Raw genomic sequence first — 24,231 nt, forward strand, 5'->3', positions numbered from 1 at the left:
CCTTAACGAATGGAAGGGACTTCCCCTGGATATGCGCCTGATTAACTCTTGTGCAATCATGGGGTAAACATAGCCCCGGAGGGATTCGTTATGACCATCACGACTGTCGGTATCGATCTTGCTAAAAATGTGTTCGCTGTTCACTGCGTTGACCAACACGGTAAAACTGTTCTGGTTAAACCCAAAGTATCGCGTGCTGCCCTTCCTGAGCTGATTGCCAGTTTACCTCCCTGTGTTATCGGGATGGAGGCATGCTCCGGGGCTCACTACTGGGCAAGGTTGTTTCGGCAATATGGTCATGAACCACGGCTGATGGCTGCTAAATTTGTATCTCCTTACCGCATGGCCGGTAAATCAGGCAAAAATGATGCAGCTGATGCTCAGGCTATCTGTGAAGCAGTTCGTCGCCCGCATATGCGGTTTGTACCAGTGAAGGATGAGAGCCAGCAGGCGATGCAATGCCTACACCGTATCAGACAGGGTTTTATCGAAGAGAAAACAGCAACATATAACCGATTGAGAGGTTTGATATCGGAATTCGGTGTCATCGCCCCACAAAGTACAGATGCCCTGCGTCACATGGTTTCTGAGCAGAAGAGTTCTTTGCCACTTCAGGTTCAACAATGTGTTAATGACCTGCTGGAACACATTGATCGTATTGAAGATAATATTACTGAATATGACCGGATTTTGTCCCGCATGGCAAAAACAGATCACCGCAGCCAGCGATTGATGGAACTGAAAGGGATTGGTCCCACAACGGCCTGTGCGCTGGTCGCCAGTATCGGTAATGCACACGATTTTAAAAATGGGCGACAACTGGCAGCCTGGCTGGGACTAACGCCATCGCAGTACAGCAGTGGTGGGAAATCAAAGCTTGGCAGGATAACTAAAGCTGGCGATTCGTATCTGCGAACGCTACTGGTTCAGGGGGCTCGTTCGGTTCTGATTGGTGCCGAGAAAAGGACTGATTTATTCAGTCGTTGGGTCTGTTCACTGGTCGATCGCAGAGGATACTGGCGTGCCGTTGTAGCCATCGCCGCCAAAAACGCAAGGCTGTGCTGGGCATCATTGCATTATGGTGATGATTTCAGGCTGTACTCAGCCAGCTAAAGCACGAAACAAAATAACCATCTGACCTGCAATTCGTTGATGATAAAGGGTTAGACCCCGTGAGGCCTATCTGGCTATTGTACAGGATATACGTATCCGCTTAACGAACAAGAACCTCACGCGCGTCTTTCATCAGGGTCCGAATCGATGACGATTCATCATGGCCGTTTATAGTACCGCAGTCTCTCCCCTTTATTTTTACTGAAGAGCAGACAGAAACCATAAACACCGGCGTTGACACGCCGGGGAAGCCCTTATAGTACAATAATTTTCGATATCCAAACTGACCCCAAGTAAGGACGGTCGCGCCTGTGGTGGTTTTATCTCCGTGGAGCGCCTGGCCCCGGCCATAATTGTTAGTTCGATACCCCATGAGTCACGCCTCCGGGTATTGCCAGAAAGTCGGGGGCTTCAGCCATACCTTTGCGCGATAACAGCACTAATCTGTCCTGCGGGGTCGAGACAATTTCATCCCCGTTATCCAGTACGCTGCCCACCAGCGCGAGCCCTTTCTCGAAGTGTGTAGCTTTCTGGCCAGCGCTTGAAACAATCCGTGCAGATGAACCATCGGTATAAGTGACTGCATCACCCTCCACTGCGATTTTGACCATTTGACCGTTGCCTAGATCCATAACCCTGGCGCTATCAACAGCGGTTACGACACCACCTCGCGCAGTCAGGCTTCCCTCGACCGCAACACGCCAGATTGCTGTTACCGGGTGTTGGCGATCCCTTTCAGCGTTCTGCTCAATAATTTGTCGAGCATCCACATCCATTGCGGCCAGATCAGCGTCAGAGAAAGGGGATTTGTCAAAGTCGGCCAGCATTTGTTGAGTTGCTTCATTTGTAAACTGCTTCATCGTTATTACTCCTTATAAAATGTACGGATAAATTCCGAATTGTATACGAAGTAAGCACGAGTAAATTCTGAAAATGAACTGAGGAATCATATGGTTGCAATTTGTTATGTGCAGTTACCCACTTCTGGACAAGTGATAAGAAAAACCTGAAGAGTGATAGCGGAAAATAACTTTCGGAAAAGGAGGTGCGAAAATTCCTGGCTCCTGTCTATAATACTGTATGGATATACAGCACCACGAAGAGCAGAGCATTATGAAACTTATCCCAGTGACACAACAATCACCAGGCCAATTCCCGTTGTTCGTTGAGCCTGTCAGCGCAGGTTTCCCTTCAGTCGCTTCCGATTATGTTGATGAATTTATTGATCTAAATACTCACCTCATCAAACATCCATCTGCAACCTACTTCTTACGAGTAACAGGTTCATCGATGGTAGAGGCACGTATTCACGAAGGCGATCTGGTCATCGTGGATAGCTCACTTGAGGCGAAAGAGGGGGATATTGTGATTGCGACCGTTGATGGTGATTTCACCATTAAGCGGTTGCAGCTAAGCCCGGCTCCCGCGCTACTGCCAATGAATAGCCGGATGTCACCGATCTATCTGAAAGAAGGCGAAGAACTGGCCATTTTTGGCGTGGTGACCTTCATCGTGTACAAGGCCTTGTGATGTTCTGCCTGGTGGATTGCAACTCATTTTACGCCTCCTGCGAGAGAGTCTTTCGGCCCGATCTGGTGAACAAGCCAATTGTATGCCTTTCGAACAATGATGGCATGGTCGTGGCACGTTCAGCGGAAGCTAAAAAATTAGGTATCCAGAATGGTGACGTGTACTTCCAGAAGAAAGCATTCTTTGAAGCTAACGGTGTACATGTTTTCAGTTCTAACTATGCCTTGTACGCGGAGATCTCCCGTAGGGTGTGTGAGACATTATTTAAATTCTCCAGTAATACTGAGGTCTACAGTATTGATGAAGTTTTCCTTTCGTTTGAAGGAATGCAGAAAAATTATAATTTTGATGACTATGGAAGAGAAATAAAGAAAACCGTATTAAAGAGCACCCATATACCCGTGGGGGTGGGCATATCGACAACTAAAACTTTGGCAAAACTAGCAAATAAAGCTGCAAAAACATGGACTAAAACAGGCGGAGTGGTTGATCTCAGCAGTCCAGAAAGACAACGTAAATTATTGCCATATATTGACGTAAGCGATGTCTGGGGGGTGGGCCGGAGATATGCCACCAGACTGAACAGCATGGGCATCAGGACTGCTCTCGATCTGGCCAATGCGCCAACATCGCTTATCCGTAACACATTTGGAGTCGTACTGGAGCGAACGCAGCGCGAATTGAATGGCGAGTCCTGCATAGCCCTGGAAGAGGTGAGGAAGGTTAAGCAGCAGATCATCAGCTCGCGTTCATTCGGCCAGAAAATAGAGCACTACGAAGCAATGCACCAGGCGGTGTGTGAGTATGCCGAACGTGCAGGCGAGAAGCTGCGCGAAGAGAAGCAATACTGTCGCTGCATAACGGTTTTTATTGGCACAAGTTACTATTCGAAAACGGCCCCTTACAGTGGCCAGCAGACAGTCAAGCTGGAAAACCCCACCGCCGATACCCGGGAAATCATTGCGGCTGCGGTCGCAGGGCTCCGGCATATCTGGCAGGAGGGATACCGATACCATAAAGCCGGAGTGATGCTATCTGACTTTTATGATAGCGCCACCAGCCAGCTCGATTTGTTTGGTGAGAACCGACTCTTTGCCAATGGTGAAGCGTTGATGGGCGTGATGGATAGAATTAACCGGTCAGGTCGGGGGAAATTATGGTTTGCGGGCCAGGGCATCGACAAAGACTGGACGATGCGGCGGGAGTTATTGTCACCATCCTATCTCACTAACATTAATGAAATCCCTCGCGTCAGGATTGGCTAATCAGCAGTGAAAACTTCATTCGTCATCGATAAAATTCGTCTGTAAACAAAACGAACTTGATATACTCGGTTTCGCTTGTTATGAGTATGTATGTACATACAGTCCTCCGTGCAGCGGAGGGAGTTTAGAGCCCTTTTTCGGGGATAGAAATGAATATCTCAACAACTTTCCAGACGCTGGAGAGCGAGATCACACAACTTCGTGGAGTGCTGGGTTCCCGGCTTCCGCTCAAGGCGAGTGTCTGCGTCCTGCCAGCCGTTGCTGATGGCGAAGAAGATATGGCCATCGAACACATCATGCCTGAGCTGAAACAGGGACACGATGCTGTCCATGCTGCCTGCGCGGCATACGCTGACCTGCATATCAGGGATGGCTATTCGCAGAAGTCCGCTCGGCGCACTACCGGCGTATTATGGTACGACAATACAGATGCGGAATTCTCTCAGCTGGTTACCCGTTTGGTGACATCCATCAACCAGCATAAAGAGAGCATTCAACGCCACATCATCGAAAACTACGGTGGTGATCGCCGACCGGAATACATGCGCTTCAACGCGCTGCATAGCGCCTGCCCTGGTGTCATGACCCTGCATCTCTATCGGCAGCTGCGTATGTTTGATAATGCTAACGTCAATCTGGTCAGTTTCGGCTGGAGGCAAAAGACGCTTTTTAGCAGGGTTAACAAAATCGAGTTGCTCCAGAAGATGGGCAAGGACATCGAGGAAGATGAAGATAAATCAGTCAGACTCAACTCGTTGATTAAGGCTATTGCGCGTGTACCGGAAGAAAAGCTTCGCTTACGCCGTCCGGTTAAAGTGCATCCAGCTGCAAACATCGCGATGGCTGATCCTGAACACCCCGACCAGATACTGCGTCTTTCTGCCGCTTCATCTATGCCGTTCATTATCATTCAGGATGAGCACGTGAAAATTCGGCCATTGCCAGAGTTCGTGGCCAATGAAGTAAAGCCGAGGAGTAACCGCCTCAAGACAGATGTGATCGGTATATTCCACGGCGAAAGTATCGAAATGATTCTCTGACCACACCGGCCAAAGGACTGGCCGTATTCCCCCCTCATAATTTCGTCACTCGCCGTCCATGCCATACCCTGAAACTAATATTGAAAATTCATTATGTTCAGCAAGGAATGTGGCGTGAAATACTTTGAATGTGCGCTCAGGTTCAGAATCGCCCCAGGTGACGTGTATGGGATCCACCAGCAACTGGATAAGGTAGTCCAGGAACGTTCTGGGTCGCGACTCCCATACACCTTCTACTCTCGCAAACAAAGTGCCTCCGACACCCAGGTTGTTCTGAGAACGGCTGTTGCACTCGGGCTCCCTGGCGAAGTCATGAAGGAAATCATGTTTGTGTCTGGCCAGAAAATTCGAATCTGCGGCTCGCTGGCCACTATTCGACGCGAGGAAGCTGGAGGCCGGAAAAGAGAGATTTGTCCACCTGCCCATGAACTCCCGGATTATATCCACTATCACCTGGAACGGGCCGGAGTGATCTGTGGACGGTTACGTATCGTTCGAAGCACCAAGTTCCATATTATTAAGCCCGGGAGCGTTGGCCGTACATCCCACAAGATCATTGTACCGATGAGCCAGTACGATGCTGAATGCGTGATTGAAGATGTCGGCGCACTTGAACAGGCATACGCTTTCGGGATCGGCAGAAAGCGGATATTCGGCTTTGGCTATATGAACAGCATCGAAGTGCTTTCCTGAACAGGCCATTAAGCATAGTTATTATCTGAATTTCAAACCGACTCGCAAACTTACGGCATTAACACTTCTGATACACCCTTTAAATGCTGTAAACTGTTGTAGCCCTTACTAAATCGTAAGAGTGGGGATTTGCAGCCCCGACTAATGACACGCCGTTCATGTACTTGAACGGTTCGCACTCGCTCGCCTGTTTTTTGTCAATGGTGGGTCGGGGCGTGGGAGCCTTACGGCTCGCCAGTCGTCATTAGCTGGTACTGCAAACCATGTTCCGATTCACCACCAAAGGAAATGGAGATGGAAAAACAGGACTGGCATAAGGCAGACATCATAGCTGCGCTACATAAGAAAGGTTTGTCACTTGCCTCACTGAGTAGGGCTAACGGTCTTTCAAGCAGCACTCTGGCAAATGCACTGACACGTGACTGGCCTAGAGGCGAGATCATCATCGCTAATGCAATTGGTGAAGAACCTCAAGAAATATGGCCAACCCGATATTTTGATAAGGCAGGAATGCCGATCAAGAGAATCATAAGAAAACCGGTTTAAATGAAAAAGGCTGGCATTTTTGCTGGCCTTATATACCTCCTGGCTCTGCTACTGAAACCACTAACACCGATCAAATGGTCATCAGCGAAATACCCCGTTCATTTCTATTGACCTCTTTACCTCCATGTAATCAAATTGATGGAATAATAACGGTTACGAGAGACAAACTGATGACGGTGTTATCTGCCCCTGAAATGCGCTTTGGAACCAAACAGGATGTTCCCTTTATCATAGCGGTGATTCGCGACGGTATGCGGGATGGGTATTTTAACTTTGATGATGATGACGGACTGTCTCAGTTCGAAAGTCAGATCTCAGAAGCCATTGCCAGGCGGGAACGGGGAGAGAATTGCGCCGATTTCTTGTTTGTCTTTGATGCTCAACATAATGGCGCAGCGATAGGTTTTGCCCTACTGACGGGCAAAAATGGTGCAAATGGACTTGCTTCACATCTGGAAATCAGGATGTTTGGTGTTACCAGGAGTCAAAGACAAAAAGGATTTGGGCGCTCCATGTTGCAAAGTATTCTGGATGCTACTCCCGGCCATAAAGTGGAGGCATCCTGTCTTCCTGCATCAGTTGTCATGGCCAGGATGCTGACTAATGCGGGTTTTCACGTCAAAGAGATAAGCCCGTTTGGAAAGCGTACTTTCAGACGCTAATGTAAAATTCAGATAAAAAAACCGGCTGACGAATTCAGTCGGTTTAGTAATCCTGCAAAAGGATGCTGGACAGCGACGGACGACTTCAGAGCTGTGGCAATGGCCCCTGGTTATCTTCAGTCGCAGCCTGGTCTTTATCCGGGGTGGCCGTTGCAGTCCGCGAGGCATCAAATGAGACCGTTGGGTCGCTGAGAGTCAGGATGCCAGTGTCTTCAACTTCTCGCGTTGTCAGCGTAAGCTCAGATTTACTGTCATCACACTTATTCGTTTTCTCCGCCAGTGCCTTGCACCAGATATAACGACCTCTCTGGGCATCAGAGACTGAAGGCTCTCCATATTTCTCGATCGCCGACTTCAGTAAGAGATCAGGGTTGCTGAATGAAAAGCGGATTTTGTAAGCCACCGGCTCAATGGGGTCAACTGCCGTATCGGGGATAAAATAGACCACCGTCTCCTGGTGAGCATCTCCCCAGAAAATACTATTCAATGAGTTGTTACTGTAGCGCTTTTGAATTTCTTCACCAGCAGACTGGCCAAGTTTGTCAGTGATAGCAGTGATCGCTTCAGAAGCTGTCATCCGCAGGCTTACCGGCCCTATAGAAAAAGACATAACATCAAAGCTATTCAGGGGGGTAATGGTGCTTTCTGGAGCGGTAGATGAATCGGGTACGTCATCACTGTACAGACTGTCATCCCCCGGAGAAGGCGTTACAGGTGCTGAATTTTGGATGTCAGGTGTGTAGCTGGGATCGGGAGCGTATAGGCCCATTGTATCATTCTGTACAGCAGAATATACCGAAGCGGTCGGCAGGACGGTAAGGAGCGCAAGGGCGCAGTATCCAAGGTATCTGGTCATATTCACCTCGTCAGTAGCAGTTGTCCTACTGTAACAGCGCGAGGTTTGAGAACATCATGGAAATGGGGTCAAAGCGGGGCGAAAAACAAGCCTGATTCACATGGCTTACGTAGCAGCATGGAGATCTCCTGAAGTCGGAGAAAATGAGTCAGATAACGCGAATATCGAAAATGGAACGAAGTACTTAATTACCTAACAGGAGGTACATGTTAACCTGACGAACATTGCTTACTGCCTATTTGTAGATTCAGGCTACAGGGAGAATCCAAGTGCCAAACTGCATACCCCTTAATCCGGTATTACCTAAAAACTTCGACGATACACCTAATGAAAAGCGCTCAAAGTCTCAGCTTGATGCCTGGTGGGATCATCCATATGGCATTACTTGCCCGGACGGGAAAATCACTGTTCGATGCCTGAATGGAGGAGCTTGGGATCGTTCGACAGTGCTGGGAGTAGCGGACAATTACGAAGAAGCCTGCGAGCTCGCAGAGCGCGAGCAATCAGCATGGGTCAAACGCCGTGCGGAGCCAATATTCTACTATAGCGGTGAAGCTCCATTCAGAGCGATAAGGGATGCACAACGTCCTGATCAGGAGCAGACCTTTGTCGCGTCTTTTGACACGCAAGATGAGCTAATCAGCTGGCTTAATAGTCAGAAAACCAGTTAATACCAAGTCTGGAAGTCTGCTTCTCAACAGACTTCCACATTTGATTATCAAGCTCCCCATAATTTGGGTTCAGTATAAACATTCCATTACGTTCTATTCCCCTCATTACATTCATCTATCCGTAAATTTCGTTAGCCAGCACATCGGGGTGATACTGATGTCAGGTAAACAAAACGGATGCAAAAATGCAGACATGTTCGGAAGTCCTGGCGGTTGAAATATTCAATCAAGTTGGACGTGAGGCAGCTATTGCTCAATATAACTTAATTTGTGAAATAGCCCAGCGACGTTACGAAGACAGCCTGGCCAAATATGGTTCCGTGCCAGCTGGTTTCACCGCGCTCAATTTCCTCCATCCGGCAGAACTTCAGGAGCGTTACATCCTGGGGTTGGGAATTCAGCTTTGTATCGATGAGCAGCATGAAGCCAGGGAACGGGTTTTAGCTCGCTGCCTGGCAAGAAAAAGGGCCGCATAAACAGGTGATAAAACAACTCAGCTATAGCTGAACACGCACTAATTGGCTATGTTAACAAAACGAACAAGGTGGCGATTATGTACAGTGAATCTATCGATCGTGCTATCAGTATCCTCAAGGACGCGGGCGAAAAAATCGGTATGGAACTGGGTAGTAATGTGACATCTCAGGAATCAGAACTGCTTGAGGATGCGCTGGTGGGCCTGACTAAAGTTAAAGGGCAACTCTGCGGTAATCACTCCTTAACTGATGTAAAAGCGGACGTCGTGCCTTTTAGTCTCAGTTCGACGAAGAACGTCGATAGCCCGCATTAATTAACAACCACCAACTGGACGGAAGGGATATGACTGAAGACAACGCCGGTAGTGTTTCTGGAAAAGCACAGAACGCCCCAAAAGCAAATGCCCACCTGGACAGGCTCTTTGATTTCATTGTGACAGAAATCAAAGAGCAGGGTGCAGCACCGTCTTACGAGCAGATCTGTTCTTCTCTGGGGTATTCAAAAGGGCTCGTTTCCCGGCGTATCCGGCAGTTGCATGACCAGGGACGAATCATTATCGATGGTGAAAGAAAGTCTATGACGCTGCGCGTAGCGAAAGGACAAGGTCATGATGACATTGCCGAACTCCCGGACATGACCAGTGACAGGAAAGCAATCATCACGTATGTCAAAAAATACATGAACAGAAATGGTGGCCGTGGGCCATCAGTTCACGCAATAGGGAAAGCGCTCGGCTTCTCGAATAACAAGGCGCGTAGACATGTGGACTATCTCGACGAAGTAGAGAGGGTACGTTACAGCCCTCATCTTAATGAAGTAATCGTTATCAATCAGGGTGATTACGTTAAAATTACCCAGGACAACGATGAACCACCGAGCCCGGCAGAAGGTTAGCCATGATTCGCATATGGAGAGAAGTTGTAAACGTAAAGGTTCAGGACGGGAGCCGTAACGGACGAATCTGGTTTCTTGAACTTTCGTGTGGCCATCATGCTGTCAGACGTATACCTCGATTACGTCTGCATAATCTGACGCAATTCGAACGACTTGAGCCACCAGCTAAATGTCACTGTGTATTGTGTGAAATAGATGCTATTGCAGGACAAAAATAGCAATAAACACAACATAAAAGCCCTCAATTTGTCCCCATTGTTTTTAGCCTGACAGCATTGGTACTGATAGCCTAATCATATTTAAACGCATAACCCTATGGTGGACATATGAAAAAAGCTGTTTTTGGCCTTTTAGCACTATTGCCCTTCATAACCAGCGCAGAATCGATCGATCCGAACGATTTCTATGCTCAGCAGCCTTCTCAAAACTACCAACAACCTGCTGCCAGCGAGCAACAGGACGATGCTGACAATTCCAGTGACCAGACAGCTGCGATCGTATTGAACCTGGAAAGTTACAAACCGCTGGGGAATTTTGTAGTCCCCCAGGGAGTAGAACGCCCATTCATTGGTCTTATTAACAGCAAAATTTTCATACTGTCTGAGCAACCAGATAAACGCTTGGCTGGCCTATGGATAGGTCGTAGTCAGGATGGTCGTGAAGCACTTTGTGGTTACCTGAACAACAGTATGCAGGTCAGAAAATGTTATTACATCTTATATCGTGAGTAAAAAATGGGGCCGTAGCCCCATTTATTTTAATGTTTGAATGAGGGTATAAAGGGTATTACTGGATTTGTTCCTAGCGAAGCTAATTCGTTAGGCGCAAGATAACGTCGCAGTTCAGTAATCAATATATCAACTGATTTATCCCAGCCATCTCTCACAATGTTTAGAATGTGCCGAGCTGGATAATGTGTTAGAAAAGGATGGTTGGGGCCAAATTTATTAAGGTGTTCAATAGTACCTATTGCATCGAGATAATCTGTAACAAGATGGTGTTCTGACTCAAAAATAGCGACAAATTTATAACCATCAGCAGCGTTTACCCACTGGCAAGTACAGTCATTAAGCTGAAATTGATTAGAACGTTTTTCCCCCTTGGGTTTAGGATTGACTCCAATACCAAAAGACAAATACAAACCTTTCCTTCCCCAGAAGGCCGGTCTCTTCAAGTCCTGACCATTGTTTCCTTCGACCTCTCCAAGAATGCCAAACAAAGTAGCTGATTCTTGGTTAGGATTCGTTCTCATACGGAAAAGAATGCATAGATCTGCAAACTTTAAGCTATTATAAACTGAATTATAAAAGACATTCTCATGGCCAAGTAGATAAGGATTATGCTCTACCGCAAAATTAGTGCCACTTCTAAAGTCACGGCAGCTAATGAATACACCAAACTGGCTCATATTAGCGAGGATATCGACATTGCGATAATCAGACAAATTAATAAGTATAGTATTTAAGACTTCTCTACCTTCATAACTCATCAGATAGTGGCAGAGCAAATTTTGTAGACCGAAGTTTCTGAACTGATCTTTAATTAAAGAAAAATATCCTTCACCAGCTAATGAAACTAGGTTTCTCATTGTTGGTGTATGTTTCCCCATGAGAGGGGAATTAAAACGTACCTTCATCCGGTTATTATCATAAAGGGTTTCAATAATTGAGCAAAAGTGCATCGCCCAATACGCGTTGTTATCACCAATTAAACCGGGTTTCACTACAGTAGTTTTAGAAAAATCCATTCTGTCTCCAAAGCAGTAATCAGTCACTCATAACACGATATTTGCAGTGAAAGTTATATCTGTAAGCAAATTTCGTCAGCTGTTAGCGTCGTATTAGGCTTAGTAAAAAGCCGGAGGTAGATATGCCTAAAGACGATGTTGCAACAATCATAATCCAGAATGGGTTGACGCATAAAGTAAATGTGATCTGCAAATTCAGCGCACAAATCGACAATCAAATGTTCTCATTCATCATCCATCGCACATTAAGCGTATGTCGATATGCGCTTGTCTGTAAGGCAACAGGCCAAAGAATTGCAGTTCTTGATACCAGTCGAGTAAAGGCACTTGGTATGGAAGCAGCAGGTAAACTAGCGCTATCAGATCTGGCCTCATCATTAGGCGAGACTAGACTTGCTGCGATTCTGACAAATTCACTTCAGAGCAGGAGCGCGGCAAGTGAGTGATTTAATCGACGATAACTTTATTATTCCTGCACTGAGTAGCATAGCAGGCATCACCACGCCACTATCAGGACAAACGTACAGGAACGCTCCAGATATCGACATATCTTGCTATGACGTGATAATCATTTGCCTTAGCGGCGGAAAAGACTCCATAGCCTGCCTTCTCCACTTAATTGACATCGGGGTCGATCTGTCCAGGGTGGAACTCTGGCATCACGATGTTGATGGCCGCGAGGGAAGTACTTTAATGGACTGGCCATTTATGGCCGACTACAACCGCAAAATAGCTTCAACATTTCAGATACCGTTGATGTTCTCCTGGCTTCAGGGAGGAATGGAAGGTGAGATGCTGAAAGAGAATGGCTACAGTCGCCCGCAATGTATCGAAACCCCAGATGGATTAATAATCGCGGAACGTGATATCCAGCGAAGCACTCCCGCCACGCGACTTCGGTTCCCTCAGCAATCACCAAGCCTTAAAACACGTTGGTGCTCATCAGCACTAAAAATTGATGTTGGTCGGCGAGCACTCACAAATCAGAGACGCTTTGACGGAAAAAAGGTGCTTTTTATTACGGGGGAAAGGAGAGCGGAAAGCTCTAATAGATTCAATTACTTACAACTGGAGCCACATACCAGCAGTTGCAAAAAAAGACAAGTTGATGCCTGGAGGCCAGTACTTGAATGGTCTGAAGAACAAGTCTGGGAGATTTTAGCAAAACATCGTGTTACAGCCCCAGTACCGTATCGTCTTGGATGGGGTCGCAGTTCATGCTTAACGTGTATATACAACAGTGCTCGCATATGGGCAACCATCAAACATTATTTCCCCGAGCGTATTCACGCAATGGCCAACTATGAAAACCGCTTTGGGGTCACTATCAGTCGTAAACGAATAAATGTTCTGGATCTAAGCCAGAATATTTCTCCTATTAATATCACGGATGAGGAAGCGCTGCTGCAAGCGGTAAATCCGGTCTATACATTGCCCGTCATTAACATGTCAAAAGAATGGGTGCTACCTGGTGGGGCGTACAACCGGGAGAAATGCGGGTCAGACTAATTAGCCATCAGCGATTTATAGCTGAGATTTCGTCACCTGAATATTACGTGGAAAATAGATATCAAATAGCAACATTGATACAGGCTTAACCGCCTCTGAAGGAAATATTATGACGATGGTAACGGCCAGAAATTGTACTGAAACACGGTTCAACCAGTTATGGGATGCTCTGCATGAAAAAAGCAGTGCGGAAAACGAATCCTTGTTTCAGCAAGAATTGCATCGCTGCCGCAGTAAACGTCAGCGAAGTAAACTGGCCGGGCGATTCGCCGGTGCCTGGCAAACCTTATTCGATGCCTTCTGTGAAGGTCGGGTCTTCTGCTCACTTCTGGACTCGGTTATCCACCAGGAGAGTATCAGCGAATGGCAGGTTGAAGAGTTAATCTCATTCACTTCTGCCCAGATGTCGACTCTATACAAAGGGTAGAGGTAGATATGGGACAAAGAAAATGTGCAGCAGCGTTCCTGCTCGCTGAAGAAATGTACCAGATACCAGCGACCAAATCGGTGATACTTGCCCGGGACCTGGAAGAAAGAGGGTTGTATCTCCGCGCTGCCAGGCAATGGGGAGAGGTCATGTTTGAACATACCCAGTGTACTGAGTACATTGTTGAACAACGGGAACGTTGCATTCGGTTATCCAATTCTCGCCATGAAGACCGTATCAGACAGCATGAGCAGGCAAGTGATCTTCAATATATTCACAAGCATATTAATGATGTATACACACGGATGGGACTAAAAGACGATGGTGTCTTTAATACCGCCTGATTTGTCGACCTTTTCCGTTCATTAAAAAATGAAACTGAGGAGAATGAGCGCACTCTTGACTGATTTTGACGGAGGATTACGTAAGTGGTTAAACAAAGTTTATTTGACCTTATAGGAGCTACCACGGGCCCAGAGCGAGATCTGTTGATCGTAAGCCTTCAGTCTCTACATCGTGAACGAGTAAGCTCATACAATGCATTGTGTACAGCCTGCTCAATCTCTGGAGATAAAGTCCCGCCAATGTCTTTATTCGGCATAGACGAGGTTACTGATGCACTACGCCGGTTAGGTGCATTACCGATCAGATAGTTCTTCAAGTAGTCAGGGTGAACAGGTTTGAATTGATACAAACGGCCTATGCTGAAGAGGAACAGAGATAACTGATGAAAACAAACGAAAACCTGCTGAACAGCATTGGAAAAAGTATTCGAATGTGGCGAGATAACTGCTTCCCTCCATTTCAGCGAGCGTATGGAACATGGTTATTGGTTCTGGTTTCGGTTAATGCCGGGATATGGTTTTACATAACCTCTGACTGGTCTGTACAGTTCGTCGGCAATATAGCAGGGCTCTTGGTTTTCCCAATGCTGGGTCGAAAGGTTTTTACAAAACGCGCCAGATCTTGGCAAGAAGAACTGGATATTAAGCTGGCAAAATACAAACCGCATAACATAGCTGCATGGAGGGAGTTGCAGGCTTATGCCTTGGAATCCAATACGCTATCTTCACAAATTGTTGAACGGTGGTATTTCAAAGAGCGGGAATTTATCAAGACGGCCCAAAAAGGGAAGCCGGGTAGTTCTGAACTCAAATTTCTCAAGAATAATACTGGATCAAAGCCTTAAGGAATCTGAGAGCCGGTGCGTAATGCAGAACCCACAGCCGAAGGGTTTTGGGAGTTAAACTGATACAGCTTTTACCGTGAGGTGGGATTTATGTCGAATGTCTTGCAGAAAGAAAACATCATCATGTCTCTGCCTCATCGTGACTGGAGTTGTGAAGTCATCGAGTGCCGATTAAAAGTGTGCCCCGTACCTGACGAACTCGACAGGGGGAATAACATCTTTTTCATCGTGGAAGACCTTTACCAGCTACGCGAGAACAGTGAATCACTTAACGTGCTTGGACAAATTCTGGCGAAACGTTTCCCACACATACCACCAAAAAGAATGCACCTTGTGCTGCACCGACGTGATGTGCAGAAAGCTCATGGAGTAGCCATCCACCTCTACCGCTTCATGCGTAGCGAGAAAGAAAATAACCGTAGTATTTTCATTGGTCGTAACCCTACTGAAGTTTCCCAGAAGACGGCATACGCCTCGATGTGCATTTTCTGACCACCAGCTGTTGAATCGTCACAATAGCCGACATAGTCGGCTATTTTTTTACGCTAAGAAAAACCATTTATGCCCACAAATTGCGGTTGAAAAAGCTATTTATTTTTGGGTGCAAAACGTCCTCATTCTCACTGTAACAATAAATTTCAACATGTGATTATAGTGAGAGTCGAAGCTGAAACATGAATGGTGGCTACATATGCATGATCTCCAGAATTCGTTAACTAGCAAAAATACCAACATTATCCGTGCTGAATTTGAAAATATGCTTTCTGCGCGTGGAACATCTATCGTGCGTTTTGATACCAACGCAGGGGCGAACAGCGGCGAGTATATAGGAAAAGGAATTCAACGTGAGTGGGTTGGGTATTTGCTAAACCATACGAGTTCTGGCCATACGGTCAAGGCATTTGAACCGGTGTATTCTATTCCTTTAAAAATCAGGCCAGACCTTCAATCCAGAAATATTGCAGACCACCAGACTAAAGTAAAAAAGTTATTTGAAAGTTATGATGAAGCGTATCTTACAGCCGCTATAGACTCAGAAGAGTATTGCAAGCCATTCTGGGTTTATCAGAATGCAGATGACGGTCATTACTCGATCAGTACTCGCGGTTTCAAAAATGCAAATGCACCTGCAAGCATTCCGAGCGATAATCGCATTGATATCGCTCAGATGAAAATGGGATATCCCATGCTCGATTATTGCCATAACATTATACCGTCCTCAGTCGTGCGATTAGGATTTAATGGGCGAGTGTTTACGCAAGGTAAGTATTATTACACCAATGAAGAGGTTTTCAGTTGGTTGTCCCGGAACCCGGATAGCGCAGTTTTCATTACGTTCCCAAAAGTTAACCAGACTGATAGATCTGAATTGATGTCAATTATGAAACGAGAATTCCTGAATTCGTGGGGTTTATTCTCATATTATCGCTGGCTGGGACGCAGCACCGCATTACTGGCATTGAGCCCGGTCAGTTCTAATGCTTCTGTTAAGTTAAGAAGTAGCAATGCACACTTCTTCAAAAATGCAATGCTGGCTGTTAACACGATCATTCCTAAAGGTAACGGAATTTCGTAATCGGAATAGTTACCGTTAGAGTGATTTAAAGATCGATTCATTCTGGAAATTGAACGAAGAAAATTTAATGGGAGTAACTATGACTGCACTACGCCGTATCTCAACAGAACCAAGCTGGACTCCAGTTGGCATCCGGGGCGAAGGGTTACCGACTAAAGCAGGTGTATACCGTTTTATTGTTCCCCGGGAAGCCGATAGCTCAGAACATATTGAGTTTCTGGCGTTAGTGCGCTGGCGTAAACACGGTGTTCATCAACTGTTATTTCCCACCTTTGAATACATCGTATGCGACGAGAATATCGTGCTCCCAGAAGGCACATGCTGGCGTGAACGCGAACCGTGGGATCCAGATACGCTGGGGGAAACCGAGTTCATCATCGTTCCTGAAATGAGCGCGGGTGCTCAACGCTGTCCGTTCTGCAAAGAAGTTCCGCGCATCGTTGGTGATAAATACAACTTTGAGTATAAGGAAAACTACATCACGAAAATGCCTCACCGGTTTAACCGCCTGTGGTTCAGCTGCTGTAAATGGGTTGCTCCTGTGCCCACTTCTGGGATTCAGTCACTGATTACGGCCTGGAACAAAATGCTCGGGTCATCCCGGTAGGAGTAATGATGAAATGTGCGTACCTACGAAAGTTTCTGATCATTGCTTTCATAACCGGCATTAGCGGATGCCAGAGTCTCGGAATAGGGTTAAGCCTGGATGAGCGCTACGAGAAGGCTTATCAGAAAGTACTGGCTGACCCTAATGACGATAACATTAAGACTTTCATGAAACTCAGCCAGGAAAAAGGCGAAAGAGACATGCAAGAGGCAAATTCAAAAGCCGCAGCCGACACTCGTGAAAGCGATAAGGGGTTTACTGAGTATTTTAAATCATATGGCAACGATGGATTTAAGCGGGCCAGACAATAAGAAAGAGGTCATATGTCATTACAGCAATCGCATGAAAATCTGGAGTTCCTGAAGGGGGCGGTCTGGTGCGCCGCAAAACTCGTTCAGGAAATTGGCGATTCAAAAGGTGCAGCTATTCTTATCACAAACTTGCCGGTTGGAATTTTCCCTCAATGTAGCGAAAGGGATTTATTTGTTCTGAGGCAATATGTCAGGAAAGATCTGCCACTTGGTATTGATGCCGAATATAGCGATATCAGGCCGGTCTTAATTGATTATCTGGGAGAGCCAGTAGACCTTCCTGAGTGTGAACTGGATAATTATGAACCGGCTCCTGGTGAAATGCTCCGCTGGGGAGTAACTGGAGATCTCAGTTCCGGGACACGATGTGTGCTGGTGGATAATCTTGCTTATCTCGCTGAAGCAATTGGTATCAGCAACGCACTAAGGCAACAGGCCGCAGAGTCAATCCAGCGCACCCTGTGATTAGTGAGTCGCCCCGAATTTCGTAAGCAGCATAAATGCCCTTAATCTTTATCCTACATATTTCAGGTTGTTGGGGTTTACCATGTACAAAGACCATTTTCCACAAGCGTGTCCTTCATCGATAAAAGAGGGCCAGTCATGCTGGCGGGTATTTATTGATATGGACGTAGACAACCCGTCGAAAATAAAAACCAGCGTCGAATTAATAGAAGTTGGCGTAAAAACAATTCGAATGAAAAAGAATGCGGCAGAAGGCAGTGAAAAAACTGTTTTTCTTGTGGATAAAATCCCTGGAATCACATTTATCAAAATTCGGCCTAGCGACAAAAAGCCAAGCGTCTGGAATACAAGCATCAGCAGTTTCTATAAACATGACGTGGAAATCGGGAAAACATTCCCCGTTGGTATCAGAACGACTAAAAGCGCTGCGTTTCGTACAGCAACAAAAAAAGTTGAACAGAGTATGCAAGAATACACTGATACTATAGCTAAGCTTGAAAACGACTATGTTAAGAATGAGACGGAGATTGCTGAGTACAAAAATGAACTCGCTGCTTACCAAACAATACTCCAAACCCTAAAACGTATGGCAAAAAGGCATCTCAAGCAATAATACATTTCGTCTCTTTTCAGGTAAACAAAATGGAAACACAATGTATTTTCATTGCAGGTTTCAAAAATTGTTTCACTCTGGGCCATACATGTTTAGTATGGGGACATAACAAAGAGAACGCTGGCGAGTACGCTGGCATAAAGATCACCTTTCCCGGCCTGGCCGGGATTTTTTTTGTCTGATGTGCCGTCCTTCTCACCACAAACTTAATATCCTGACTATTTTTATGGATGTGCAGTGCAATTATTTAACGAATTACCATTCGTCACCAGACCGGACAGGCTGATAATAATGTCATCCGATACAGAGCTGGGGAGGGTGTATGACTAATCGTGGCTATAGCAAAGTAATTATCGAAGGTACTGTAGGCCGTGAGCCTGAAATCCGACAACACCCTACCCACGGCATCTACGCAAAGATTTATGTAACAACATCTGAGTCCTCAATGGAGGATAAATCTGGTCTGGAGAAAATTACGGAAGAACACTATCAGATCATTTTGCTTGGTCAATTTGCTGATGTGGCCCGCAATCATCTTCATGTCGGGACAGGAGTGTACCTGGAGGCCCAATTGCGTACCCGCCTAATCAAGGAGGATGGTAAAGAACGCTTCTTTATGGACGTACTTGTCAACCCCGTGAAGGGGCATGTTCTTCGCAAAGTCAATGTAGGCGGTAATAAACTGGTGAGTCGTCACCTCCAGCAGAACCGTGGGCAGGATCACCGGCAGAATACCAGTTATAGCCGCAGGCCACAAAACACGAACGCGAGGCCAGCAACACCACGCAACTCGCCCCCAACAATGGAAAATTATTATTTGGGAAATCAGGATGAAGTTCCAGGAAGCACTGGTGCTTATGGAACTGAGATAGCCTTTTAATGATTAGCAGCATATCTGTTTTAATTTGTATCATAACTAATGGGGAATTATTGCCGTGAATGAATTCAATAACGCACTCCAGACGATACTGGAAAATGGGTCTATGTCATATGGCCAGGCTGCTATTTATGCCGGTGGTGCAATTTGCGTTGCGGCCCTTTTTTCGGCGATACTCAGAAGTGGACTACTGGTAATTTTGGGAATTGTCTCAGGCTTTTATCTGTTCAGTCTCAACACTCCAGACAGTACACTGGCGTATACTGCTGCTGCCTCAGACCGTCTCATCGAGCAGGTTAAAGCTGTCGGTGGATGCGCCACTAGACACATTGAGGATGCGCAAACTCTGGGTATCATCATAAAAAATGGCGATGTTATCGAGATAGCAAAGCAGTGCGGTATTATAAAATAATAACCGTAGCATATTATGATTGATGAATGCCTGAATGGTAATCTGCTCGCGGATTACCATTATTTTTTGAGATGTCTTATAGAACTTATCTAAAATTACATACGACTGTCATGACAGTATAAGGTCTTTATGAAAAACGTCGTCAAAACTTTACTACCCTCAGTGAACACTGGTGATCAAGACGAAAGCGTAAAATCGGATACGCTGACTGGCACTACTAAACCCTGCGACCACGGACTGGTTCATAATCATCTTTTAGGGCAGGAGGCCTGTTACTATGCCAAACACTAACGACTCGCTGACAGGACTCAACGTCGAGCTCGTTGGTGCATCGAAACAAGAGTTTACTCTCCTCACTGAAAACCATCTGATGCGCCGCATCATAGTGGCTTTATCTGAGTTAATGCGTAACGCGGAAGGCGTGATGATTGATTCTCATGTTTACCCGTGGGATCAAGTTCTCCCTGCTGCGATGGACATTCCATCATCCAACGCTTCTGATGAAGAGATACAGAACTGGATGATCAGTGCCTGTAAGGAGTGGCAGTGCGAATACAATCGCCGGGTTCAGTCGTTTACCGCATCAGAAGTAAAAAGCAAAAGCGACACCGAGAACGATAACCTATTCCTGCTGAATATCACCAACCTAGCCCATATGCTGATTGACCGGTTACTGCCGTTTGTCAGTATCGAGGAGATTAATCATGAGGATCCAGATTTACTCCCCCAAGTTATTGATATCGTGAATTATATGGTTGGTGTTATAAATGGTACAACCAGCACACAACAAGTCAGACAAGAATTGTTTACTGCCGGTGCTGATGACGCAGTATTTGCACTCAAACTAAAGCACAAAGAGCTAACCAGCCGGGGTGAAGATGCTGGATGGCTTGAAGAGGCAATGAAGATAATCGAAGAAAACAAACGCCAATCCATCGACTTTATGCAGCGCAGCTAATCGTTCCCATAATAAAAGGGTAATGCTATGAGTAAACATCTGTACTGTATTAAGGGTGTTTTAAAACCCAGGAAATTTTCTGTAAGTCTGATAAGAAATAAACTTAGCTCATTTGGTTTAAGGGGAAGTACTCTTCGTAGCGAAACCGCTCGCATTCTTGCCGGGCCAATAGATGGTATTAAGGGTACGTATCCCTTCGGCTGGTCAGAAGAACATTTTGACCGCAGGATGAAACGCATATTCATTCGCGCCGGTAATGCTTCCAGACTTTCTGATAATCGTCCATTTGCATTAAAACGACGCAGCGCTTTAACTATCAGTAAAAAGTATCTTTCTGTGTAACCACCAGCAGACGAGTTTTACTCGTCTGCCTGGCCCCATGCCTCTAATCTTCGCACCCGAAATGAAGTTGCCTGGAGTTCTCCTGATGAAGTTAACTCAAATGAAACTGTAAGATCGTTTTTGTTCCGGTACTTCCATACATAGCCATTTTGCTGCAATGTTTTGAGTGACTTACGTAGGTTGGGCTCAGCTACATCCTGGCTGTCTGGAACAGAGTTAATAAACCCCAGCAACCTGGTGAATGGCACTATCGCAGTGCCTTTTTCTTTGCACAAAAGAAGAAGTACCAACGCATCCTTCTGAATACGGGAAAAGCGCTCCAGGCGATGTTCAGTACCATCTCCCTGCATATTGGCATTGTTCATAATCAACCTAATCATATGGGATATGATTAAGGTTAAAAAACACCCCCCGTTTTGTCACCCTTTTTTTTTCTTACTCACCACTTAAAGCAGTAAGCTCAGTTCGATAAATCTGAATTAAATAAGGCGAGGTTATATGAAAACGAAATTATTGCTGGCGCTAATTGCGGGATCGACTTTCTGCATCAATATTGCTGAAGCCAATATTCCTCTTAGAGCAGATGGAAGTCCGGCAGCGGGGCAGACACCAACTCAGTTCATTCAGCTTAAAAATGAATGTCCTGAATGCGTCATGGTCGCAACTGATGTAGTAAAGATGCGTAGCGATAGCTGTAAACAGCAGGCATCCATCGATTCTACAATCCTACAGGATCCTGTTTACGCATATCTCAACAGTATCCGTCTGGTAGTTGCCGGGAATGGTGGTTATGCAAGTCCAATCTATACATCCGCCCGTCAGGTCGTAGCGTCAAACATCAATTGCAGTGATGCAAACGACTGGGTAGCGAGAAGTAAAACGGTAATGGATAACACCTTCAAAACGCCGTAAACAATCCCTGAATATTTCGTTGCAGTAATGCTATCCCGTAGTATGACGTTAAAGGCGGAGCTTTGAATCGGGAAAAAATAACTACTGCACTTAGAGGTATTTATATGGGTCGTCACTTTACTGGTCTGATTGATAGTTCGCAGCAAAATTTTACAATGCCAATCCGTCCGTATGGACGGAGCCGCATGGCTGCAAAATTAAAAGGAATCTCCCGATTGAAAAAATCTGAAAAGCATGACGATGAATATCCTGATGAACTCTGGAAATTTATGAGTCCTTCAGAGAAAGCTAAATTTCTGGTCGCGGATGTATTTTCACGCAGTAGTAAAGACTCTTCCGCCATTCAACCGGGAGAACATAAGCAAAAGGAGCATGATAATGAGCACTGATAATTTACTAGCAGAACTCACTTCAAAAACAGGCCTGACAGAAACGGAACTTAATCGGCAGGCATTGATTATCGGTTTGATGGCATTGTGCCACCCGGATGCTATTGCCGGTGATTTGGTGAGCGCGGCACTTACGGGGTCATACTCAGATAGTACTGATAAACTACTTACCCGTGGTGATAACGCATCAGACAGTGTGTTGATGTCCATGCGTATCTTACTTCACCGGTTGAGTAAGTATGAAGGGTCTGATGGCAAAGTAGGTCAGATCAATAAAATGATGCACCGACTCGGCTACTTTAAGGCATCCGATGTGTTACGCGAGGCTCAATAAAGAGGCTCAATTTATGTTCACCATGACGAATTTCGCGTCCAATATTCTTGACATGGTTTTTCTATCAGAAATGGAAGGGGAACTCATTTATATAAAAGCGCTTAGCGGCGTTACTGGTTACGTTCCTCAGATCCATCTTTTCCGCCTCCAGCTTATCGCATTTGATATAGGTTGGTACTACGAGTACAGATTGAATTCAGGCAACCTCATTATAAAGGAAATTGTTGAGGCCATCACATCTCTTGGATGTGCTTTAAATGAATACCAATGGCAGTTCGCGTTTGAATTAGGTTATCGCCGTCACCACAAATAAACTTCATTTTTTCATAATTTGCTATTCGTCACTTGATTGACCGGGGGTACGATTAATTTAACACGGATAATTATGGGAGACAGTAAAATGACAGACGCATCTACAATAGACGCAGTTCAACCAAAGGCAAGACGCTTATCATTTAAAGAGCTTCCAGGGTTTGATATTTCTGCTGAAGCACTTCTCAAAATTATCGAAATGCCGTGTATGGTTATTCGCCGGTCTCCTGCAATGAAAGTACTGGAGATGATCACGCTGCGGTTACGTGGGGATTGTCTTTCTGCCCTTGGCATTGACTTAAACTCTGCCCAAATTACCAGTAAAGGGACGGTATCGGGGGGCAATGGTGATATGGACGTATCAGTACCTGCAACACAACTCTTTTCTTTAATCCGCAACATGCGCGGCGAAGATGAAATTAACGTCCGCTTCCATGCGGCAAAAAACCATCTTGTCATTCGCACCGACAAAAACTCCTATAACATCCCGGTTTGCTTAGACCATATACCCGAAATTCAGGCTGAGACGCTGGAACATAATTACAGCGTTTACTTTCCAACGCAGATGCTGAGTCAGATTATCAAGCGTGTCAGCCACGCTGCGGCTCAGAACGATGTCCGCTTTTATATGAATGGGGTCTACCTCGGTATCGATAATGGCCAATTTATTGCTGTAGCCACTGATGGACATCGTATGGCCGTCAGTTCTCATGATATCGACTTCAGCGATGACGTGGGCGATGAGATTCAATCTCCGACAGCTCCTACCTCTATCAGTAACACGAATGCAGGTGTGATTTTACCCAACGGGGTTTTCCCCGTGCTCCATAAAATCCTGAGCGGTAGCCAGGGTCAATTCAAAATTGACTACAGCAACCGTAACCTGACATTTACGCTCGGAAGCCATACAGTCATTTCAAATCTTGTCGATGGCCGTTACCCGGACTGGAAGCGCGTGGCCAGCACGGTAGCCAAAAATACTGAACTGTTTAAGGTTGATCCTTCTGAACTCACCACCGCACTAAAACGCGCAACCCCATTGCTTAAAGAGGGCTCGCCAAACAACACCAGTGTTTGTGTGATGTCATTCAAAGACAACGCCCTACAGCTTAAGTCGCCCGGCTCAAATGCAATCAGTTGCAAAGAGGTGATGGACATTGCGAAAGAGGCAGGCGAGCCCGAAACAATTGTTGATATCGGTATGAATGCCGATTACCTCCTGGAATCACTGGCAAGCCTGGGGGCGTGTTCGGAAGAAGGAGAAGCCGCACAGATTGCTTTGCGTGATACAACGACCGGCATATTGATTTCAGTAAACAAAAACAATTACGACATCATCATGCCTGTCCGTGTCTGACAAAACGCTCTCGTTTTGTCGGCCTTTTCGAAATAGCCAATTTCATGGGCGTGATAACGTTAAAACAAGCTTCCTGACGGGATGGCTATATGCCATCTCGCTCCCATTGGTCGCGATCACTGCGTCCTAATATTCTGGAGCCAGAAT

At 45.9% G+C, this 24,231-nt stretch carries 36 protein-coding genes; 32 read left to right on the top strand and 4 right to left on the bottom strand.

Annotation, left to right across the window (positions count from 1 at the left end; genetic code table 11):
• Nucleotides 1-90 precede the first annotated feature (90 nt).
• Nucleotides 91-1,113, top strand: coding sequence for an IS110 family RNA-guided transposase (locus OGY13_RS06240; RefSeq protein ID WP_001572362.1), 1,023 nt, complete (start codon nucleotides 91-93; stop codon nucleotides 1,111-1,113).
• Nucleotides 1,114-1,469: 356 nt separating this feature from the next.
• Here OGY13_RS06240 and OGY13_RS06245 read toward each other — a convergent pair whose 3' ends face one another.
• The gene (locus tag OGY13_RS06245) at nucleotides 1,470-1,973 is read right to left on the bottom strand and encodes a hypothetical protein (RefSeq protein ID WP_007372141.1); all 504 of its coding nucleotides are present in this window, start codon (nucleotides 1,971-1,973) and stop codon (nucleotides 1,470-1,472) included.
• Between the two features lie 253 nt (nucleotides 1,974-2,226).
• Here OGY13_RS06245 and umuD point away from each other — a divergent pair, with 253 nt between their 5' ends.
• From umuD to OGY13_RS06275, 6 genes are all read left to right on the top strand, one after another.
• Complete coding sequence (gene umuD, locus OGY13_RS06250; RefSeq protein WP_008786793.1) at nucleotides 2,227-2,643, top strand: translesion error-prone DNA polymerase V autoproteolytic subunit; 417 nt, start codon at nucleotides 2,227-2,229, stop codon at nucleotides 2,641-2,643.
• Nucleotides 2,643-3,908, top strand: coding sequence for a translesion error-prone DNA polymerase V subunit UmuC (gene umuC / locus OGY13_RS06255; protein WP_009652912.1), 1,266 nt, complete (start codon nucleotides 2,643-2,645; stop codon nucleotides 3,906-3,908). Before umuD ends, umuC begins: the two co-directional genes overlap by 1 nt.
• Nucleotides 3,909-4,057: 149 nt before the next feature.
• Nucleotides 4,058-4,948, top strand: a complete 891-nt coding sequence (locus tag OGY13_RS06260) for a DNA replication terminus site-binding protein (protein WP_007372144.1) — start codon at nucleotides 4,058-4,060, stop codon at nucleotides 4,946-4,948.
• Nucleotides 4,949-5,260: 312 nt separating this feature from the next.
• Nucleotides 5,261-5,641: a type I-E CRISPR-associated protein Cas6/Cse3/CasE gene (locus OGY13_RS06265; RefSeq protein WP_127649377.1), complete on the top strand. Its 381-nt coding sequence runs from the start codon at nucleotides 5,261-5,263 to the stop codon at nucleotides 5,639-5,641.
• Between the two features lie 288 nt (nucleotides 5,642-5,929).
• Nucleotides 5,930-6,187 (top strand): helix-turn-helix domain-containing protein, encoded by a 258-nt coding sequence (locus OGY13_RS06270; RefSeq protein ID WP_001333498.1) that lies wholly within the window; start codon nucleotides 5,930-5,932, stop codon nucleotides 6,185-6,187.
• A gap of 170 nt (nucleotides 6,188-6,357) precedes the next feature.
• Nucleotides 6,358-6,849: a GNAT family N-acetyltransferase gene (locus OGY13_RS06275; RefSeq protein WP_000217395.1), complete on the top strand. Its 492-nt coding sequence runs from the start codon at nucleotides 6,358-6,360 to the stop codon at nucleotides 6,847-6,849.
• Between the two features lie 85 nt (nucleotides 6,850-6,934).
• Here the strand turns inward: OGY13_RS06275 and OGY13_RS06280 are convergent, their stop codons facing one another.
• Entirely contained in the window at nucleotides 6,935-7,705 is a 771-nt protein-coding gene (locus OGY13_RS06280) for a hypothetical protein (RefSeq protein WP_020996131.1), read from the bottom strand.
• A 269-nt stretch (nucleotides 7,706-7,974) separates the two neighbouring features.
• Between OGY13_RS06280 and OGY13_RS06285 the strand changes: the two genes are divergently transcribed.
• The 5 genes from OGY13_RS06285 to OGY13_RS06305 all read left to right on the top strand — a co-directional run bounded on the left by OGY13_RS06285 (nucleotide 7,975) and on the right by OGY13_RS06305 (nucleotide 10,478).
• Nucleotides 7,975-8,376 (top strand): hypothetical protein, encoded by a 402-nt coding sequence (locus OGY13_RS06285; RefSeq protein WP_008786797.1) that lies wholly within the window; start codon nucleotides 7,975-7,977, stop codon nucleotides 8,374-8,376.
• Between the two features lie 185 nt (nucleotides 8,377-8,561).
• Nucleotides 8,562-8,852, top strand: coding sequence for a hypothetical protein (locus OGY13_RS06290; RefSeq protein ID WP_007372147.1), 291 nt, complete (start codon nucleotides 8,562-8,564; stop codon nucleotides 8,850-8,852).
• A 77-nt stretch (nucleotides 8,853-8,929) separates the two neighbouring features.
• Nucleotides 8,930-9,166 (top strand): hypothetical protein, encoded by a 237-nt coding sequence (locus tag OGY13_RS06295; protein WP_007372148.1) that lies wholly within the window; start codon nucleotides 8,930-8,932, stop codon nucleotides 9,164-9,166.
• Between the two features lie 29 nt (nucleotides 9,167-9,195).
• Nucleotides 9,196-9,747 carry a LexA family transcriptional regulator gene (locus tag OGY13_RS06300; RefSeq protein WP_007372149.1) on the top strand — a complete coding sequence of 184 codons (552 nt, stop codon included), beginning with the start codon at nucleotides 9,196-9,198 and terminating at the stop codon, nucleotides 9,745-9,747.
• Nucleotides 9,748-10,073: 326 nt separating this feature from the next.
• A complete protein-coding gene (locus tag OGY13_RS06305; protein ID WP_008786799.1) occupies nucleotides 10,074-10,478 on the top strand; it encodes a hypothetical protein in 405 nt (134 codons plus the stop codon).
• A 26-nt stretch (nucleotides 10,479-10,504) separates the two neighbouring features.
• On the opposite strand, the gene OGY13_RS06310 is transcribed toward OGY13_RS06305, so the two are convergent.
• A complete protein-coding gene (locus OGY13_RS06310; protein ID WP_007372150.1) occupies nucleotides 10,505-11,494 on the bottom strand; it encodes a hypothetical protein in 990 nt (329 codons plus the stop codon).
• A 122-nt stretch (nucleotides 11,495-11,616) separates the two neighbouring features.
• Between OGY13_RS06310 and OGY13_RS06315 the strand changes: the two genes are divergently transcribed.
• The 15 genes from OGY13_RS06315 (at nucleotide 11,617) to OGY13_RS06385 (ending at nucleotide 20,780) form a co-directional block, all read left to right on the top strand.
• Entirely contained in the window at nucleotides 11,617-11,940 is a 324-nt protein-coding gene (locus tag OGY13_RS06315) for a hypothetical protein (RefSeq protein WP_020996132.1), read from the top strand.
• On the top strand, nucleotides 11,933-13,003 hold the full coding sequence (locus OGY13_RS06320) for a phosphoadenosine phosphosulfate reductase domain-containing protein (RefSeq protein ID WP_007372151.1): 1,071 nt from the start codon (nucleotides 11,933-11,935) through the stop codon (nucleotides 13,001-13,003). The genes OGY13_RS06315 and OGY13_RS06320 overlap by 8 nt, the downstream gene beginning before the upstream one ends.
• A gap of 109 nt (nucleotides 13,004-13,112) precedes the next feature.
• Nucleotides 13,113-13,430, top strand: coding sequence for a hypothetical protein (locus OGY13_RS06325; protein WP_020996134.1), 318 nt, complete (start codon nucleotides 13,113-13,115; stop codon nucleotides 13,428-13,430).
• Between the two features lie 8 nt (nucleotides 13,431-13,438).
• Nucleotides 13,439-13,774, top strand: coding sequence for a PerC family transcriptional regulator (locus OGY13_RS06330; protein ID WP_008786801.1), 336 nt, complete (start codon nucleotides 13,439-13,441; stop codon nucleotides 13,772-13,774).
• Between the two features lie 383 nt (nucleotides 13,775-14,157).
• Nucleotides 14,158-14,619: a hypothetical protein gene (locus OGY13_RS06335; RefSeq protein ID WP_009653863.1), complete on the top strand. Its 462-nt coding sequence runs from the start codon at nucleotides 14,158-14,160 to the stop codon at nucleotides 14,617-14,619.
• Nucleotides 14,620-14,709: 90 nt separating this feature from the next.
• Nucleotides 14,710-15,111 (top strand): hypothetical protein, encoded by a 402-nt coding sequence (locus OGY13_RS06340; RefSeq protein ID WP_020996135.1) that lies wholly within the window; start codon nucleotides 14,710-14,712, stop codon nucleotides 15,109-15,111.
• Between the two features lie 199 nt (nucleotides 15,112-15,310).
• On the top strand, nucleotides 15,311-16,195 hold the full coding sequence (locus tag OGY13_RS06345; protein WP_007372154.1) for a hypothetical protein: 885 nt from the start codon (nucleotides 15,311-15,313) through the stop codon (nucleotides 16,193-16,195).
• 79 nt (nucleotides 16,196-16,274) lie between these two features.
• The gene (locus OGY13_RS06350) at nucleotides 16,275-16,802 is read left to right on the top strand and encodes a hypothetical protein (protein WP_007372155.1); all 528 of its coding nucleotides are present in this window, start codon (nucleotides 16,275-16,277) and stop codon (nucleotides 16,800-16,802) included.
• 5 nt (nucleotides 16,803-16,807) lie between these two features.
• Entirely contained in the window at nucleotides 16,808-17,113 is a 306-nt protein-coding gene (locus OGY13_RS06355) for a hypothetical protein (RefSeq protein WP_286637566.1), read from the top strand.
• Nucleotides 17,114-17,125: 12 nt separating this feature from the next.
• Entirely contained in the window at nucleotides 17,126-17,578 is a 453-nt protein-coding gene (locus tag OGY13_RS06360) for a hypothetical protein (protein ID WP_007372157.1), read from the top strand.
• An 82-nt stretch (nucleotides 17,579-17,660) separates the two neighbouring features.
• A complete protein-coding gene (locus OGY13_RS06365; RefSeq protein ID WP_007372158.1) occupies nucleotides 17,661-18,191 on the top strand; it encodes a hypothetical protein in 531 nt (176 codons plus the stop codon).
• A 322-nt stretch (nucleotides 18,192-18,513) separates the two neighbouring features.
• Complete coding sequence (ssb, locus tag OGY13_RS06370) at nucleotides 18,514-19,071, top strand: single-stranded DNA-binding protein (RefSeq protein ID WP_008786804.1); 558 nt, start codon at nucleotides 18,514-18,516, stop codon at nucleotides 19,069-19,071.
• A 55-nt stretch (nucleotides 19,072-19,126) separates the two neighbouring features.
• On the top strand, nucleotides 19,127-19,480 hold the full coding sequence (locus tag OGY13_RS06375) for a hypothetical protein (protein ID WP_154050669.1): 354 nt from the start codon (nucleotides 19,127-19,129) through the stop codon (nucleotides 19,478-19,480).
• Nucleotides 19,481-19,757: 277 nt separating this feature from the next.
• Nucleotides 19,758-20,438, top strand: a complete 681-nt coding sequence (locus tag OGY13_RS06380; protein WP_007372161.1) for a hypothetical protein — start codon at nucleotides 19,758-19,760, stop codon at nucleotides 20,436-20,438.
• A 27-nt stretch (nucleotides 20,439-20,465) separates the two neighbouring features.
• Nucleotides 20,466-20,780 carry a hypothetical protein gene (locus tag OGY13_RS06385; protein ID WP_127649449.1) on the top strand — a complete coding sequence of 105 codons (315 nt, stop codon included), beginning with the start codon at nucleotides 20,466-20,468 and terminating at the stop codon, nucleotides 20,778-20,780.
• 17 nt (nucleotides 20,781-20,797) lie between these two features.
• On the opposite strand, the gene OGY13_RS06390 is transcribed toward OGY13_RS06385, so the two are convergent.
• Nucleotides 20,798-21,145: a hypothetical protein gene (locus tag OGY13_RS06390; RefSeq protein ID WP_127649446.1), complete on the bottom strand. Its 348-nt coding sequence runs from the start codon at nucleotides 21,143-21,145 to the stop codon at nucleotides 20,798-20,800.
• A gap of 133 nt (nucleotides 21,146-21,278) precedes the next feature.
• On the opposite strand from OGY13_RS06390, the gene OGY13_RS06395 reads away from it, so the two are divergent.
• The 5 genes from OGY13_RS06395 (at nucleotide 21,279) to dnaN (ending at nucleotide 24,084) form a co-directional block, all read left to right on the top strand.
• Nucleotides 21,279-21,692, top strand: a complete 414-nt coding sequence (locus OGY13_RS06395; protein WP_007372162.1) for a hypothetical protein — start codon at nucleotides 21,279-21,281, stop codon at nucleotides 21,690-21,692.
• Nucleotides 21,693-21,754: 62 nt separating this feature from the next.
• Nucleotides 21,755-22,081, top strand: a complete 327-nt coding sequence (locus OGY13_RS06400; protein WP_223227020.1) for a hypothetical protein — start codon at nucleotides 21,755-21,757, stop codon at nucleotides 22,079-22,081.
• Nucleotides 22,071-22,415, top strand: a complete 345-nt coding sequence (locus tag OGY13_RS06405; RefSeq protein ID WP_032951317.1) for a hypothetical protein — start codon at nucleotides 22,071-22,073, stop codon at nucleotides 22,413-22,415. Before OGY13_RS06400 ends, OGY13_RS06405 begins: the two co-directional genes overlap by 11 nt.
• Before the next feature lie 13 nt (nucleotides 22,416-22,428).
• Nucleotides 22,429-22,728, top strand: a complete 300-nt coding sequence (locus tag OGY13_RS06410) for a hypothetical protein (protein WP_009653866.1) — start codon at nucleotides 22,429-22,431, stop codon at nucleotides 22,726-22,728.
• 87 nt (nucleotides 22,729-22,815) lie between these two features.
• Nucleotides 22,816-24,084, top strand: a complete 1,269-nt coding sequence (gene dnaN / locus OGY13_RS06415; protein WP_223307982.1) for a DNA polymerase III subunit beta — start codon at nucleotides 22,816-22,818, stop codon at nucleotides 24,082-24,084.
• The last annotated feature ends 147 nt before the right edge of the window (nucleotides 24,085-24,231 follow it).

Source organism: Citrobacter sp. Cpo045, assembly GCF_030332875.1.
Taxonomy (GTDB): Bacteria; Pseudomonadota; Gammaproteobacteria; order Enterobacterales; family Enterobacteriaceae; genus Citrobacter; species Citrobacter portucalensis.